Raw genomic sequence first — 14,297 nt, forward strand, 5'->3', positions numbered from 1 at the left:
CCCTGTTACACTGTCCTTATAAATACCGCAGAGTGCTGCGCAATGGAGACTTGCACCGCGCACGTGCTCTTGCGACAAGTGCGCGCGTGGATATCACGAGCGAAATAAGCGCATTATGGGCGATTGGCGTCATGGCGGCGGTGTTTATCGGCTTTGCGATATTGGAAGCGGTTGTGCCGCATCGCAGGCTCCGCCATCCTCGCGGGCAGCGCTGGTTCACCAATTTGAGCCTGTTTGTCCTCGACACGGTGCTTGTGCGCGCCGCGATCCCGCTCTTGATGATTGGCGCGGCTGGATTTGCGCAAATGCGCGGATGGGGATTGCTTAATCTGGTCGAGCTGCCGGTTTGGGCCGAGTTCATCATCGCTTTCCTGCTGCTTGATCTGATCATTTACGCGCAGCATCGCATCACGCATCGCATTCCGTTCCTGTGGCGGATGCACAAGGTCCACCATGCGGACCCTGATTTTGATATCACCACGGCGGCGCGTTTCCACCCGTTTGAGATCATGCTCTCAATGCTCTATAAAATGAGCTGCGTGGTACTGATCGGGCCAGCGGTGCTGGCGGTGTTCCTGTTCGAGGTGATCTTTAACGCCGCGACCATTTTTACCCATGCCAATGTCGGTCTGCCGCCGAAAATCGACCGACTGGTGCGGCTTATCTTTGTTACACCCGATATGCACCGCATTCACCACTCGGTGCACCGGACGGAAAGCGATAGCAATTATGGTACGTTGCTCAGCGTGTGGGACCGGGTGTTTGGCTCTTATAGCGCCCGCTCACGGGGCGGCCGCCATGACCTGACCATCGGCATGCCTGATTATCAGGACAGCCGGCCGAATGGCCTGGGGTTCAGTCTTACGCTCCCTTTCAAGAGCGAAACGCCCCTGAAAGAAGATACGTAATCCGATTCTAGCGAATCTGGTAAGGGCCTTAGCCCTCGAAGTCAGCACCGATTGACGTCGAACGGGTCGGCGCAGATGCCGTGATGCGCAGCGCTTCAGCAGACTGGCTCAGTGAGCTTACCTCATCCGCATCATCCTCATCATCAGGGAGGATTTTCTGCAGATTGGTGATCGCAGCTTCCTTAAGCTCTTTCGGCTTGATCGTCTGCTCGGCGATTTCGCGCAGAGCCACAACCGGGTTCTTATCGCGGTCACGTTCAAGCGTCAGTTCAGCACCGCCAGAAATCTCACGCGCGCGCTGAGCAGCAAGCAGAACGAGATCAAAACGGTTTGGAACTTTATCTACGCAATCTTCGACGGTAACGCGCGCCATGAAGCACTCCAGTTAAACTAGCTTTTCGGAATTGACAGGCAATTAGGCGGGAGCGCCCTGCGAGTCAAGGAATCGTGCACTGGCTGATAAAGGGTATATAGGCGGCAGCATGCCCCGCGAAATGGCCCCCGATAGAGAAAGCGCCCAAGACGAGCGGCAGGAAGCGGGTGCGCCAGAGGATTGCGGGCACCCAACCCCATTTTCGGCGGCCTCGCACGGCCATAAACTCGACTTCCTGCCAGATGGGGCGGGGCGCTATGCGGCGCTGCTTGAGCTTATCGAGAGCGCTCAGCATACGTTGCATTTGTTCTATTACATGTTTCAAGATGACGAATCGGGCGCGGGCGTGCTCTCAGCCTTGGTCGCTTCGGCGGAGCGCGGGGTAGACGTCCAGCTGATAGTTGACCGCTTCGGTACTGATGCAGGTGAAGCCTTTTTCAGACCCCTCCGCGATGTCGGCGGAAGCTTTGCTCTTTTTAACCCTCGCTGGAGCCGCCGATACCTCATTCGCAATCATCAAAAGATGGCGATTGCTGATGGCAAAACCGCTCTCGTTGGCGGCTTTAATGTCTCGGACCACTATTTCGCGCCGCCGGAGGAAAATGGCTGGTGCGATCTTGGGGTTAGGGTCGAGGGCCCAGTGGTGGAGCATCTGCTCGGATGGTACAGGCAAATTGCCGATTGGATTGAGGATAGGCACGCGCGGTATCGCACTATTCGCACGATGGTGCGCGAGTGGGATCCGGGGGACAGCGCGGTAAGGATGTTGGTGGGCGGGCCAACGGCCGTCCCGAGCAATTGGGCGCGGCAGGTGAAGGCGGATTTGCGCAAGGCCAGCCGACTTGACCTGGTGATGGCCTATTTCTCTCCGCCGCTGAGTTTCCGCCGACTGATCCGCCGAATATCAAAGCGCGGGCAAGCGCGGTTGGTGTTGGCGGGTAAGAGCGACAACACCACAACGATCAGTGCAGCGCGCGCGCTTTATGGGGCATTGCTGCGCGATGATTGCCAGATTTACGAATTCCGGCCGAGTAAGCTGCATATGAAAGTGTTGGTGATTGACGACGCGGTATATTTTGGCAGCGCTAACTTCGATCACCGCTCAATCCGGCTTAATCTGGAGCTGATGTTCCGCTTTGAAGATGCGGAGCTGGCAAGCCAGATGCGCGCGCTCATTGATGAAATGGCTGAGGCATCCGAGCAGGTCACTTATGCGGTCCACTGCCAGCGGCGCGGCTTCTTTTCCTATATGCGTTGGTTGGCGAGCCTGTTTCTGGTGTCAGCGCTCGATTATACGGTAACGCGCAGGCTCAACTTGAGGATGTGAGCGGCCTGATGCACGGCTCGTGCCGGCTCCGGTCTAACCCTCTCCCCACTCAGAGTAATCGCGCTTGCTTGGGCTGGTGAATTTGGTGATTTCGGCCTGGAAGTGAAGCGGCACATTGCCGGTCGAGCCGTGCCGCTGTTTTGCGACAATCAGCGTCGCTTTGTTGCGTAGCTCCAGATAGCGCTCTTCCCAAATGCGGTACTTCTCCTGCACGTCCGCGCTGCTTTCCGCACCAGGGAAATCGGGCCGCGATGCCTCATGATAATAATCCGCGCGGTAAATGAACCACACCATGTCCGCATCCTGCTCAATCGAGCCAGATTCGCGCAGGTCGGACAGCATCGGGCGCTTATCCTCGCGTTGTTCCACTGCACGGCTAAGCTGGGAAAGAGCGATAACGGGCACGTTCAACTCTTTCGCGAGTGTTTTAAGGCCCCGGCTGATTTCTGAAATTTCATTGACGCGGTTGTCCTGAGAACGACCAGAGCCTTGCAGCAATTGCAGATAATCGACCACGATCAAGCCTATGTCGTGACGGCGTTTGAGGCGGCGCGCACGCGTGCGCAAAGCGGCAATGGTCAGCGCCGGTGTATCATCGATAAACAGCGGTAGCTCGGCCAGTTTTTGGCTGGCGAAGGAGAGTTTCTGGAACTCCTCGCGGGTGATTTTACCGGACCGGAGGTTCTCTGAGGTGATCTCGGCCTGTTCGGCAAGAATACGCGTGGCGAGCTGATCAGCGCTCATCTCGAGACTGAAAAAGGCGACTGGCCCGCCGTAATTGAAGGGGCCGCCTTCGCTTTGATGCTGCAAATGCGCCTCGGCACAATTGAAGGCGATATTTGTGGCGAGCGAGGTTTTGCCCATGCCCGGACGCCCCGCAAGAATGATCAAATCGGATTCGTGTAAGCCTGCGGTTTTCTCATCGATCGAGGCAAGGCCCGAGGTTTTACCAGAGAGCCCGCCATCAGAATTCATCGCCGCTTCGGCCATCTTGAGTGCCGCGAGCGAGGCGGTACGGAAATCGGTTTCCTGCGATCCAGTGGTCGCGCCTTCAGCCACCTTAAACAAATCCGCTTCGGCCTCGGCAATCTGATCCATTGGAGCGAGCGTTTCAGACGTATCGAGCGCGCCCTCCACCAGATTGCGGCCGACGCTAACGAGTTCGCGCAGGAGCGCTAAATCATAAATCTGGCTAGCAAGTTCGCGCGGGTTCAAGAGGCCCTGACCATCAGCCGTCAACCGCGCCAGATAAGTCGTGCCGCCAAGTTGGCCGAGCGCTTCATCCGCCTCAAAATAGGGCTTGAGCGTCACCGGCGTCGCGAGCGAATTGCGCTCAATCAGCGTCTGCGCGCGGTCAAAAATCCGCTGATGTACAGGCTCAAAAAAGTGATCAGGGCGGATCGGGATTTGCAGCTCTTCGATGACTTTATTGTCAATCAGCACCGCGCCCAGAAAAGCGGCCTCTGCCTCAATATTAGAGGGCAGCGCGCGCGCCGCTTCTGCGCCGCCGCTTACCTTGTGCTGCGTCGAATCGTCTGGGCGGATAAGGAGATCATCTGATGACATGTGTGCTCCATGAGGCAGCAATTGGGCATGGGCAAGGCGGCAACTGCTCAAAGTTCTTGTGCAGGGTTGTGGATTGCGGGGACAGCTGTTGCTCCCGCCGAGGGCGGCAATCGGGCGCGGCTTTCAAACCGCAACAACTGTTAAAAATAGCGCGTTGTTTCAACGCTGCTCTTGCAGTGTTCATGCACCGTCTGCGAAAGCACGCTTGTAAGTATGGGCGAATCCACACCTTCAGGCACCGGCGAGTTTCGAATCGCTGCGATTGAGCTCGATGAGCAGACGATTATCTGGCGCAATGCAGATATCGAGCAAGAACGGCGTGTGGCGATCTTTGACTTGATTGAAGAGAACAGTTTTAAGCCGCTGCGCGCTGTGGAGCGCGGCCTGACCGGCCCGTATCATTTGCAATTGGGTGTGCTCGATGGGCGGCTCAAGCTGACCATTTCCTCTGAAGAGGGCCAAGTGGCAGAAGAATTGGTGCTGGGCTTGGCGCGTTTTCGGCGGCCAATTCGTGAGTACTTCGCCATTTGCGACAGCTATTATCAGGCGATCCGCAAAGCGACGCCGGCTGAGATTGAGACGATCGATATGGCGCGCCGCGGTATCCATAATAAAGCGGCTGAACTGTTGCTGGAACGGTTGGAGGGCAAAGTTGAAACCGACTTTGCCACTGCGCGGCGTCTCTTCACGCTGATTTGCGTACTGCACATCAAAGGCTGAGCGGAGAGTTGGCGCGCAAACAAGCAAAGCCACGCCCTCGGCGAAAGGCGCGGAGGCGCGGTGCAGGGTGGGGCGCGCGGATGATTGCGTTGCTTCTGCTTATTGTACTGATAGCGGCCTCCTGGGTCTGGTGGGAAGGGCAGCACTGGCAACCTGATGAAGCGGTGTGGCCTGATCAGGGCGCACTCATTTCAGCCGCCGATGGCCCGGTGAATTTCCGCACGTTGAAAGGCCTTGGCGCGGGCTTTGCCTATCTTGAAGCGAGTGGCGGTAGCGATGAGCGAGACGTCCGCTTTGTCGACAACTTTGCCGAAGCGCGCGCGGCGGGCCTGCCAATTGGCGCGGTGCATATCTTTGACCCATGCGCCCTGGCCGATCAGCAATCCGCCAATTTCGTGATCATGGTCCCGCGCGATGCGGAGCTGTTGCCGCCAGCCATTGCGCTGCGCAACACTGGCGAGAATTGCCCAAGGCCGGCGACGCGTGCGGCAATCCAGAGCGAGCTGATGACGCTGATCAATCAGATTGAGGCGCATTCGGGCAAGCCTGCGATATTGGCGATCGATCAGGATTTTGAGGAACGCTATGGTATTGCGAGCCGGATTGAGCGCAATATCTGGCTGATGCAAAATTGGTTTGAACCGACATATGGCGGGCGTCCTTGGACTTTATGGACGGCCAATGAGACATTGCGGACTGAGGCCGCAGATGAACCGCTATCGTGGGTTGTGGTGCGGCCATGATGATAGGAGATAGGGCGCGATGATGACTGATGCGGATTTGATCGCGGCGGCACGCGGCGCAGCGGAGCATTCCTATTCGCCCTATTCCGAGTATTCGGTGGGTGCAGCGCTGCTGTTTGATGACGATGCGGTATTTACCGGTACGAATATTGAGAATGCGAGCTACGGCCTGGCGCTCTGTGCGGAGACGGTGGCTGTGGCAAAAGCAATGGCAGACGGGCGACGCGGGGGCTTAACCGCGGTTGCTGTCACAGGCCCGGCAGACAAAGGCGAGGGCGCGCCGATCACGCCATGCGGCCGTTGCCGGCAAGTGCTCAATGAGTTAGCACAATTGGGCGGAACAGACCCGGATATTCACTGCGTCGGCGTTGGTGAAAACGGCGCGGATACCGTCAAAACGGTGAAGCTCAGCGCACTTTTGCCTGCCGCATTTGGCCCTGCAAACTTGGGTTAGGTTTTTGTTTTGGTGCCTAGCCACCCACTCCCTCCACCCTTCCACCCGGATAGTGCCCTGGTAGGTTCCGGGTGGAAGGGTGGAGGGAGTGGGTGGTACAGAACTTAGATTATCACCCCAACCACTCCAACAGGGCCGCCATACAATCGCGGCCAAGCATTTTTGAGCGTTCCGGTGACCAGCCCTGCTCAGGCTCAGGATCTTTCGGATTGTCCTTATACGGCATTTCCAAGGTCATCGCCGTTGCGCCAAAGCGTTCGGCCACTTGGTTGGTGCTCATGGATAGGTTGGCTTTGCCGGGTGCAGATTTTGGATAGCCAAGCTCAGTCTGGAAATCGGGCGTGCGGCGGTTGAGGATACGCTCATAGCGGTAATAGCTCTCGCCTTGTTCATCGGTCCAGCTCGGGATGCCCTCAAACCCGGCCAGAAACGCCGCCGGGATCGCCTCATCGCCATGCGCATCAATGGCAAAGTCTACGCCCGTTTCATCCATAGCACCCCGGATCGCGAGCACCTCGGGTGATTTTTCCAGCGTCGGCTCGGCCCACTCGCGGTTGAGATTGGTGCCTACTCCATTGACGCGTAGGTTGCCGCGGCGTGAGCCATCCGGATTGCAATTAGGCACAATGTGGAAGCGGCATTTCTGGCGCAAAATCCGCCCGACACTGTCAGAAGGATCCGTGAGCGTTTCTAGCACGCCTTCCATCCACCATTCTGCCTGAGTTTCGCCCGGATGCTGGCGCGCATAGAGCCAGACCTGCGCCTCACCTTCGCCCATATCGAGGCAATCAATCGGCTGACCATCCAGCGTCGTGCCCAGCGTTCGGTGTGTGACACCCTCACACGCTGCGGCTTCCGATACCAGATCGTGATGCCGCTCCATCGAATATGGTGCGAAATAGGCAAACCATGCAACATCGCTCGCCGGAGTGTAACGAATGGTCAGAGCGCCCCCATCGGTCTTGGCATCATAGCTGGAGGGTGCACGGCCCCAAAACTCGCGGTCTTCTGAGACGCAGGCGTCGTATCCAGGCCAGCCGCCGGGATAGGCGCTCTTCTCAAGCCCGGTAATGACCAGCTCTAGCTCGCGCCCCGCTGCGCCTGCGACGCGAAAGTGAAACCACTGCTTGAACTCCGCCTCATCATCGAGCGGTATGGCTAGCTTCGCGCTGGCGCCGTCAATGGAAAGGACTTCAATATTGCCGCTGTCAAATTCGCTATCAATCCGGATGTCGTTCACTCAGATACCTTTACGCTGACTGTTTCACCATTATTGCCCGGAAACTCCCGGAACAACGCTTTGGCGACCGTCTGCGCATTGGCGCTGCCTTGTGCAAGGTCTGATTTCTCGCTGACTGCAAAATCTGCGCGGCCTTCCCACAAGGTATTGCCGCTTGCAGCATCGCGAATGACCACAGTGAGCTCAGTGCCTACCTTGGGTCCGCCGCCCCCGCCCAGATTAATGCCAACGCCCAGGCCAACGCCTGAGCCGTAGCTGCCGGTCGAGCCGCCAACACCCACGCTAACGGGGCCTCTGCGCCGCTGGCCGTTATCCATAACATAGCGTTCGACACTGACCTCTGCGACCTGCGCAGCGTCGGTGTTTGAGCCTTCGGTATAGCCCAAAGCCTCCAATTCTTGCGCAACAGCCGAGCGATAAGGGGCATCTTCGAGCGAACGCTTTATGCCGGTTGCGGCGGTCACGAAAACAGTTCCGGTGCCGAGCTGCGAAGCACTTTCCGGCGCAATAAAGCGCGTGACTTCCACCGGTCCGGGCGCAGTGGCGCAGGCAGTCAGAGATGCAGCGAAAATGGCGATAATTGCGGGGCGGATCATGATGCGACTCCTAATTCTGCCGACGTTAACTTGGCGTGCGCGCTTTGTCCCGATGGCCCACTATACATAAGATTTGCCAAGTCAGTCATTTATTCCTGTAACATCATCGTGCTAGCGGGCCTCACATGAATGAAGTCAGAAAATGCCCGGTGCTAGTCACTGGCGGTGCAGGATATATTGGCAGCCATGCTGTGCTCGCATTGAAAGATGCCGGCTGGGATGTTGCGATTATCGACAATTTGTCGACCGGCTTTCGCTTTGCTGTGCCGGATGATGTGCCGCTTTACGAAGGCGATATTGCGGACGCGGATTTGCTCGCGCGGATTTTCGCCGAGCAAGGAACGCGCGCGATCATGCACTTCGCCGGATCCATTGTCGTGCCGGAATCGGTTGAGAAGCCGCTCGATTATTATGAGAATAACACGGTCAAAAGCCGCGCATTGATGGCTGCTGCGGTGAAGGCCGGCGTGCCGCATTTCATCTTTAGCTCAACTGCCGCGACATATGGCGCTCCCGATGTTGAAACGGTGCAAGAGACGACGCCAACGGTGCCGATCAATCCCTATGGCTGGTCGAAACTGATGACCGAACAAATGCTCTCGGACACCGCCGCCGCGCACGGGATGAATTACTGCGCCTTGCGGTATTTCAATGTCGCTGGCGCCGATCCGGAGGCGCGAACAGGCCAATCGACCGCTGGTGCGACGCATCTGATTAAAGTTGCGTGCGAGGCGGCGACGGGCAAACGGTCGCATGTCGATGTCTACGGCACGGATTATGATACGCCTGATGGCACTGGGGTGCGCGATTACATTCACGTCAGCGATTTGGCTGCCGCACATGTGCTTGCGCTGGAAGGGCTGATCGAGCAGCCGTCCCGCTCGCTTGTGATGAATTGCGGCTATGGCCGAGGCTTTTCTGTTCTCGAAGTGCTCGATGCGGTAGACCGAACGACGAATGCCACCATCAAACGCGAGATGAAGCCGCGCCGCGCGGGCAATTCGGCGGCGCTGGTGTCTGACCCTTCAAAGATTCGCGCGACCTTGCCGTGGCAGCCCAAATATGCCGATCTTGATGTGATTGTTTCGCATGCTTTGCAGTGGGAACGCCGCCTGGCTGAGGTGCGGCCAGAGATGAGCAAGAAATCTTGACCTCTCGGGCCGTCGCGGCTATCGGGCGCAGGCAGAAACCGCCGCGTCGGGGCCAGAGCTCCGGCGCGTGTTTATTTTAACAGTACCATTTCATCAGACGAGATAAGTCATGAAGATCCGCAATAGCCTGAAATCACTCAAGAATCGCCATCGCGATTGCCGTGTGATTCGCCGCCGTGGGCGCACCTACGTCATTAATAAGACCAACCGTCGCTTTAAGGCTCGCCAGGGCTAAGCGCCAAAGAGCTGGACGACTCGGAGCGGTTCGCGCCGCTCACATGTTCTTGTAAGATCGGCCCGGCTTCCTTTGGGAAGCGCGGGCCGCTTCTGTTAGGGAAATAGAGCCGTATGAGTGAGATGCCCCCGGTTAAGGCTGTTGTGTTCGATGTTGGGCGAGTGTTGTTCGACTGGCAACTCAGCGCGCTGTTTGAAAAACTGGTTGATGACGCTGCTGAGCTTGAGAAGGTTCTGAGCGAAGTCATCACGGAAGAATGGCATTTTGAGCATGACGCGGGCCGTCCGCTGGGCGAGATGGTGCCAGAGCGCAAAGCTCTTTTTCCCGACTATGCGCATTTGCTCGATGCTTATGCGACGCGTTTCAATGAGACGGTGCCGGGCCCTGTTGCTGGGAGCCTTGAGCTGGTTGAGGCTTTGGCGACTCGTAACGTGCCGCTGTTTGCGATCACCAATTTCGGCGCTGAGTTTTGGGATCAGTTTCGCCCAACGCAGCCGATATTCGATCTGTTCCGCGATATTGTCGTCTCAGGCAAGGAATGCTTGGTGAAGCCTGATCCGGCGATCTTTGCGCTGTCTGCTGAGCGCTTTGGGCACGATCCGCATGAGATGATCTTCATTGATGACAATGAGGCGAATATCGTTGGAGCGCGGGAATGTGGCTGGCAGGCGCACCATTTCACTGATGCTGAGCGACTCGAAGCCGATTTGAAAGAGCGCGGACTGCTGTTCTGAGTGAACGCTCTAGTCGAAAGCCCCAAAAAAGGAGGCTCCCGGCGGGGGTGCCGAGAGCCTCTGATAGTGCCACCCGGATGGAGAGGGGGTGGACTAGTGAGGGGGGGTGTTAAAACGATTTAGCCGTTGCACTTCGCCAGCTTGTCTTCGGCCAGCGCTTTGCCCTTCGCTGTGAAGGTCGCGACACTACCGACTTCACGCTGCAGTTCACGGCATACGCGCACGGGGCGGCTGTTGCCTTTGGCGGCTACGCAAGTGGTGCCCTTACAGCTCCAGGCGACACCGCCAGCAATAGCGCGGCTTTCTTCCGTTGGTTGCGCCAGTTCAGCGGTGTAAAAAATCTTGCTGCCGCTGCGTGCTTCTGCGGGGGTCGGGGTGAGCACTGCGGTGAAAGCTGCGAGAGTCCAAGCGAGAGCGACGCTCAGTGCGCCGACGCGTGACAAGCGGGGGAGAGAGATAGTCATGTGTCCGTTCCTTATATCTGCCGCGCGGCATTTCCATTGTGTGCGGCGCGTGAATTGCCTTGTGTTTGCCTGCAATTAAGTTGCAAAGAACAACCAGTTGCGAATCACTACCTATTCAATTAGGTTTTCAGTTGCAACTAAAAACTGAAACCTTTTTGCAGATTCTTTGAATCGCGCTAGAAAGGACACGGGAAAGGACTGTTATGGGCGATTTAAGAGAGCCACTGCGCGAGTTGACCGAATGCGGACTGCCGCAAGCGCTGGAAGTGATGGGGGAACGCTGGAGTTTTATGATCCTGCGCGCCAGCTTCAACGGGCTGCATCACTTTGAAGAGTTTCTGACCGAGCTCGGCATTGCTCGCAATATCCTGTCTAACCGGCTCGCAAAGCTGGTTGAGCATGACATTCTCGCTCGCCAGCCGATGGCGGAGGATCGTCGCAAAATCGAATATCGCCTCACCGCAAAGGGTTTTGATCTGCTGCCTGCCATGCTCGCCTTGCGGCAATGGGGCCAGAAATACGGCGCAGAAGTGATGGAAGATCCGGTCCTAGTGGATGAGCAGGATCGCTTGCCGATCGGCGAAATGAGCATTCGCGCTCATGATGGTCGCCGGCTGACACATGAAGATTTGCGTCTGGTCGATAGCGAGCAGATTGGCGTGCGTGAGGATGGCAGTGTTGCTGCTCCGCACTCTGGCGATGACAATGATGGGCGGGTCGTGCCGCTTTCTGCGCGTCGCTAAGACTTGACGTAAAGCAAAAGCGGCCGCCTGCACTCGCACCCATTCAATAGACTACAAAAAAAGACGCCCTGCCAATCAGCAGAGCGCCCTCATGCCCAGTCGGGCGGTAAAACCATCCTCGCCGACCATTGAAACGAGGATGGCTAAACCAGATTAACTTACGAGTATGAAACCCGCATGCGTGCTTCACGCTTGTTTGAGCGCATTGCGCCCGCAACTGCGCCGAAGCCGAGGATCATCATCAACCATGTGCCTGGCTCAGGAACTGCTGAGAGGTTGAAGTTGATATCCCAGTGACGGTTCTGACCCTCAACGTTCAGCCACGATGAGCCGCCAAACTCGTTGGCATTCTTGGCGTTGGCGCCGAGACCATACTGAAATACCGTGTTAGATGCGAAAGCCGGATCGTTAATGTTATAGGCCGTGCCGTCGATGGTGATGGTGCCGGTCATTGCTGAGAAGAAGTCGACATCGTTGATGTCATTCATCGCATCATAAGCGGCGCCGCCCTGCTGCTTGTACTCAAATGCCGTGCCAAACGTTGTTTCAAGAAAATTGCTCAGCGACAGGTCCAGATAAGCGACGGCACCAACGCTGTTGATAGCCGTACCAGAAAATGTTCCGGTGCCTGCCACGGTGTCGACAACAAAACGCACGTCATCTTGGAACGAATAGCGTCTTTCTGCAGCGGTGTTGAGCTGATTCGTCCACAAACCGTGTGAACCACCCGTGTAGTTGGTCACATTATATGTGATAATTTCCGCCGAAGCTGGCGCGGCTGTAGCTAGCGAACCAGCGCAAGCCAAAGCTGTTAGAGCGAGTGCTTTTTTCATTTTTTGCCCCCCTTAGAGCGTCCTATGTTGCCCCGATCTGTTGCATAGGCAGATCAAGGTTCGGTTGTGTGCGACACCAATTACTATGTGAAACGACCTACTCAGTTGGTCGCATGAAATCTATCGGTCTATCGCATGCTGTCCCATAACGGGAACGCCGCTCTGGGTCCCGTAAACTCATGTTTCCAGGGGCTTGACTGACCGCTTTGCTGCGAGCGCTCAATCTAGGCTCGGGGCGGCTGCCTGCGATAGCTGAGTGCTTCGGCGATATGGGCTCGGCCTATATGCTCGGCCTCCGCAAGGTCGGCGATTGTCCGCGCCACACGCAGCATTCGGGTGTAGCTGCGCGCGCTCAGTTTCATCGTCTCGGCCGCTTTCATCAGCAATACGCGGCCCTCTTCATCAGGTGCAGCAAAGTGATCGAGTGCATCGCCGCTTAGTTCAGCATTGGTGCGCACGCCGCTTTCCTCTTGGCGGGACGATTGGATCGCGCGGGCCCAGCGTACCCGTGCGGCGACCTCGTCGCTGCCTTCTGCGCTAGCAGGCTGGGCGAGATCCGCAGCGCTCACCGGCTCAACCTCGACATGCAAATCAATCCGATCCAGCATCGGGCCAGAGACTTTCGATTGGTAATCTGCGGCGCACTTTGGCGCGCGGCTGCAGGCAAGCGCCGGGTCCCCCAAATGCCCGCAGCGGCACGGGTTCATCGCCGCGATCAACTGAACGTTGGCGGGGAAAGTGACATGCGCATTGGCGCGCGCGACATCGACGCTGCCTGTCTCAATCGGCTGGCGCAGCGAATCGAGCACAGCGCGCTGAAACTCGGGCAGTTCATCAAGGAACAAGACGCCGAGATGCGCGAGGCTCACCTCACCCGGCTTCACGCGCAGGCCGCCTCCGGTCAATGCAGCCATGGAGGCTGAGTGATGCGGCGCGCGGAAGGGGCGCTCTTTGCTGATCTCGCCGCCTTCGAGCAGACCCGCGACCGATTGCACCATGCTGACCTCGAGCGCTTCGGCAGGGGAGAGATCTGGCAGGATTCCGGGCAGGCAGGAGGCGAGCAGAGATTTGCCTGCACCCGGAGGGCCAATCATCAGCAAATTATGCCCGCCGGCAGCAGCAATTTCGAGCGCGCGTTTGGCTGTTTCCTGACCCCGCACCTGTTTTAAATCCGGTCGGGGTACAGCGGCTTGTACGGTCCCCTCCGGCGGGGCAGGCAATTGCTGCGTGCCTTTGAGATGATTAAGCAAGCTCGCCAGATCAGGCGCAGCGCATATCGGCACGTCGCTTGCCCACTTTGCCTCGCTGCCTTGATCGACCGGACATATCAGCCCCTTTTGTTGCTCGCTGGCATGGATCGCTGCGAGTAATACACCGGGGGAGGATACAATCCGCGCATCGAGCGCGAGCTCGCCCACTGCGACCCAATCATCCAATTGTTCTGCATCAGTAACGCCCATCGCCGCCAGCAGTGCAAGAGCCACTGCCAAATCATAATGCGAACCCTCCTTGGGCAGATCGGCGGGCGAGAGATTAATCGTAATGCGCTTGGGCGGCAGGGCGAGCCCCATGGAGGCGAGCGCGGCGCGCACACGCTCCTTACTCTCGCCAACGGCCTTGTCAGCCAGCCCGACAATGTTGAATTTCGGCAGGCCGGGTGCGAGCGAGCATTGCACTTCGACCGCGCGCGCTTCGAGCCCGAGATAAGCGACGGTTTTCACCAATGCGACCAAAATTGCCCCCTACACGCCGCTAGTCTTTTCATGCGGGCAAGTTCTGCCCTTACAAATAGATGCTGTCGAGCGAAGATTGATCGGTTTTGGGGCGCCGTGATTTGCTTGACTCATCGCCATGCTCAGCCTAAGCGCGCTCCTCGATATTGGCGGTCGCCTCATCAAGGCGGCCCTTTTTATTGGCGCGATCTGTTTGAGCCGCGCTTGCCGTTAGTAATTTAAGATGAGGATTTTCCGATGAAGCGGACATTCCAGCCTTCCAATTTGGTGCGCAAGCGCCGCCACGGTTTTTTCGCCCGTAAAGCTACGCCGGGTGGCCGCAATGTTCTGCGCGCACGCCGTAATCGTGGTCGCAAGAACCTCTGCGCGTGATTGTTTCGCGGGCCTGACGGCTCGCAAGCGATCTTTAGCGTACAGCGCTAGTTAGGCGGGCTCCATTTCGGGGCCCGTTTTGCGTATGGTGTTTGTGTGAGCGAT

General features: G+C 57.5%; 17 protein-coding genes. 10 read left to right on the plus strand and 7 right to left on the minus strand.

Going from position 1 to position 14,297, the window contains the following annotated elements:
- Positions 1-86 precede the first annotated feature (86 nt).
- The gene (locus ACFCXQ_RS05830; RefSeq protein ID WP_379553963.1) at positions 87-908 is read left to right on the plus strand and encodes a sterol desaturase family protein; all 822 of its coding nucleotides are present in this window, start codon (positions 87-89) and stop codon (positions 906-908) included.
- A gap of 28 nt (positions 909-936) precedes the next feature.
- On the opposite strand, the gene rpoZ is transcribed toward ACFCXQ_RS05830, so the two are convergent.
- Positions 937-1,281, minus strand: a complete 345-nt coding sequence (rpoZ, locus tag ACFCXQ_RS05835) for a DNA-directed RNA polymerase subunit omega (RefSeq protein WP_379553965.1) — start codon at positions 1,279-1,281, stop codon at positions 937-939.
- Between the two features lie 109 nt (positions 1,282-1,390).
- Between rpoZ and ACFCXQ_RS05840 the strand changes: the two genes are divergently transcribed.
- Positions 1,391-2,608, plus strand: a complete 1,218-nt coding sequence (locus ACFCXQ_RS05840) for a phospholipase D-like domain-containing protein (protein ID WP_379553967.1) — start codon at positions 1,391-1,393, stop codon at positions 2,606-2,608.
- 33 nt (positions 2,609-2,641) lie between these two features.
- Here the strand turns inward: ACFCXQ_RS05840 and ACFCXQ_RS05845 are convergent, their stop codons facing one another.
- Entirely contained in the window at positions 2,642-4,174 is a 1,533-nt protein-coding gene (locus tag ACFCXQ_RS05845; protein ID WP_379553969.1) for a replicative DNA helicase, read from the minus strand.
- A 213-nt stretch (positions 4,175-4,387) separates the two neighbouring features.
- Between ACFCXQ_RS05845 and ACFCXQ_RS05850 the strand changes: the two genes are divergently transcribed.
- From ACFCXQ_RS05850 to cdd, 3 genes are all read left to right on the plus strand, one after another.
- Entirely contained in the window at positions 4,388-4,894 is a 507-nt protein-coding gene (locus ACFCXQ_RS05850; protein ID WP_379553971.1) for a UPF0262 family protein, read from the plus strand.
- A gap of 80 nt (positions 4,895-4,974) precedes the next feature.
- Entirely contained in the window at positions 4,975-5,637 is a 663-nt protein-coding gene (locus tag ACFCXQ_RS05855; protein ID WP_379553973.1) for a glycoside hydrolase family 25 protein, read from the plus strand.
- A gap of 22 nt (positions 5,638-5,659) precedes the next feature.
- Positions 5,660-6,091: a cytidine deaminase gene (cdd, locus tag ACFCXQ_RS05860; protein ID WP_379554560.1), complete on the plus strand. Its 432-nt coding sequence runs from the start codon at positions 5,660-5,662 to the stop codon at positions 6,089-6,091.
- A 112-nt stretch (positions 6,092-6,203) separates the two neighbouring features.
- Here cdd and ACFCXQ_RS05865 read toward each other — a convergent pair whose 3' ends face one another.
- Entirely contained in the window at positions 6,204-7,331 is a 1,128-nt protein-coding gene (locus tag ACFCXQ_RS05865) for a M14 family metallopeptidase (RefSeq protein ID WP_379553975.1), read from the minus strand.
- Complete coding sequence (locus ACFCXQ_RS05870) at positions 7,328-7,927, minus strand: DUF4136 domain-containing protein (RefSeq protein WP_379553977.1); 600 nt, start codon at positions 7,925-7,927, stop codon at positions 7,328-7,330. Before ACFCXQ_RS05870 ends, ACFCXQ_RS05865 begins: the two co-directional genes overlap by 4 nt.
- 125 nt (positions 7,928-8,052) lie before the next feature.
- Between ACFCXQ_RS05870 and galE the strand changes: the two genes are divergently transcribed.
- The 3 genes from galE (at position 8,053) to ACFCXQ_RS05885 (ending at position 10,047) form a co-directional block, all read left to right on the plus strand.
- A complete protein-coding gene (gene galE, locus ACFCXQ_RS05875) occupies positions 8,053-9,078 on the plus strand; it encodes a UDP-glucose 4-epimerase GalE (protein WP_379553979.1) in 1,026 nt (341 codons plus the stop codon).
- A gap of 109 nt (positions 9,079-9,187) precedes the next feature.
- The gene (gene ykgO, locus ACFCXQ_RS05880; RefSeq protein WP_007165381.1) at positions 9,188-9,313 is read left to right on the plus strand and encodes a type B 50S ribosomal protein L36; all 126 of its coding nucleotides are present in this window, start codon (positions 9,188-9,190) and stop codon (positions 9,311-9,313) included.
- A gap of 113 nt (positions 9,314-9,426) precedes the next feature.
- Positions 9,427-10,047: an HAD family hydrolase gene (locus tag ACFCXQ_RS05885; protein ID WP_379553982.1), complete on the plus strand. Its 621-nt coding sequence runs from the start codon at positions 9,427-9,429 to the stop codon at positions 10,045-10,047.
- Between the two features lie 119 nt (positions 10,048-10,166).
- Here the strand turns inward: ACFCXQ_RS05885 and ACFCXQ_RS05890 are convergent, their stop codons facing one another.
- Positions 10,167-10,511 carry a CC_3452 family protein gene (locus ACFCXQ_RS05890; RefSeq protein ID WP_379553984.1) on the minus strand — a complete coding sequence of 115 codons (345 nt, stop codon included), beginning with the start codon at positions 10,509-10,511 and terminating at the stop codon, positions 10,167-10,169.
- A 203-nt stretch (positions 10,512-10,714) separates the two neighbouring features.
- Between ACFCXQ_RS05890 and ACFCXQ_RS05895 the strand changes: the two genes are divergently transcribed.
- Positions 10,715-11,254 carry a winged helix-turn-helix transcriptional regulator gene (locus ACFCXQ_RS05895; RefSeq protein WP_379553985.1) on the plus strand — a complete coding sequence of 180 codons (540 nt, stop codon included), beginning with the start codon at positions 10,715-10,717 and terminating at the stop codon, positions 11,252-11,254.
- A 158-nt stretch (positions 11,255-11,412) separates the two neighbouring features.
- Here ACFCXQ_RS05895 and ACFCXQ_RS05900 read toward each other — a convergent pair whose 3' ends face one another.
- Both ACFCXQ_RS05900 and ACFCXQ_RS05905 read right to left on the minus strand, forming a co-directional pair.
- Positions 11,413-12,087 carry a PEPxxWA-CTERM sorting domain-containing protein gene (locus tag ACFCXQ_RS05900; RefSeq protein WP_379553987.1) on the minus strand — a complete coding sequence of 225 codons (675 nt, stop codon included), beginning with the start codon at positions 12,085-12,087 and terminating at the stop codon, positions 11,413-11,415.
- Between the two features lie 224 nt (positions 12,088-12,311).
- Positions 12,312-13,820: a YifB family Mg chelatase-like AAA ATPase gene (locus tag ACFCXQ_RS05905; RefSeq protein ID WP_379553989.1), complete on the minus strand. Its 1,509-nt coding sequence runs from the start codon at positions 13,818-13,820 to the stop codon at positions 12,312-12,314.
- 237 nt (positions 13,821-14,057) lie between these two features.
- Between ACFCXQ_RS05905 and rpmH the strand changes: the two genes are divergently transcribed.
- Positions 14,058-14,192, plus strand: a complete 135-nt coding sequence (gene rpmH / locus ACFCXQ_RS05910) for a 50S ribosomal protein L34 (protein ID WP_379553991.1) — start codon at positions 14,058-14,060, stop codon at positions 14,190-14,192.
- The last annotated feature ends 105 nt before the right edge of the window (positions 14,193-14,297 follow it).

It is taken from the genome of Qipengyuania rhodophyticola, assembly GCF_042493225.1.
In the GTDB taxonomy this organism is placed as follows: Bacteria; Pseudomonadota; Alphaproteobacteria; order Sphingomonadales; family Sphingomonadaceae; genus Erythrobacter.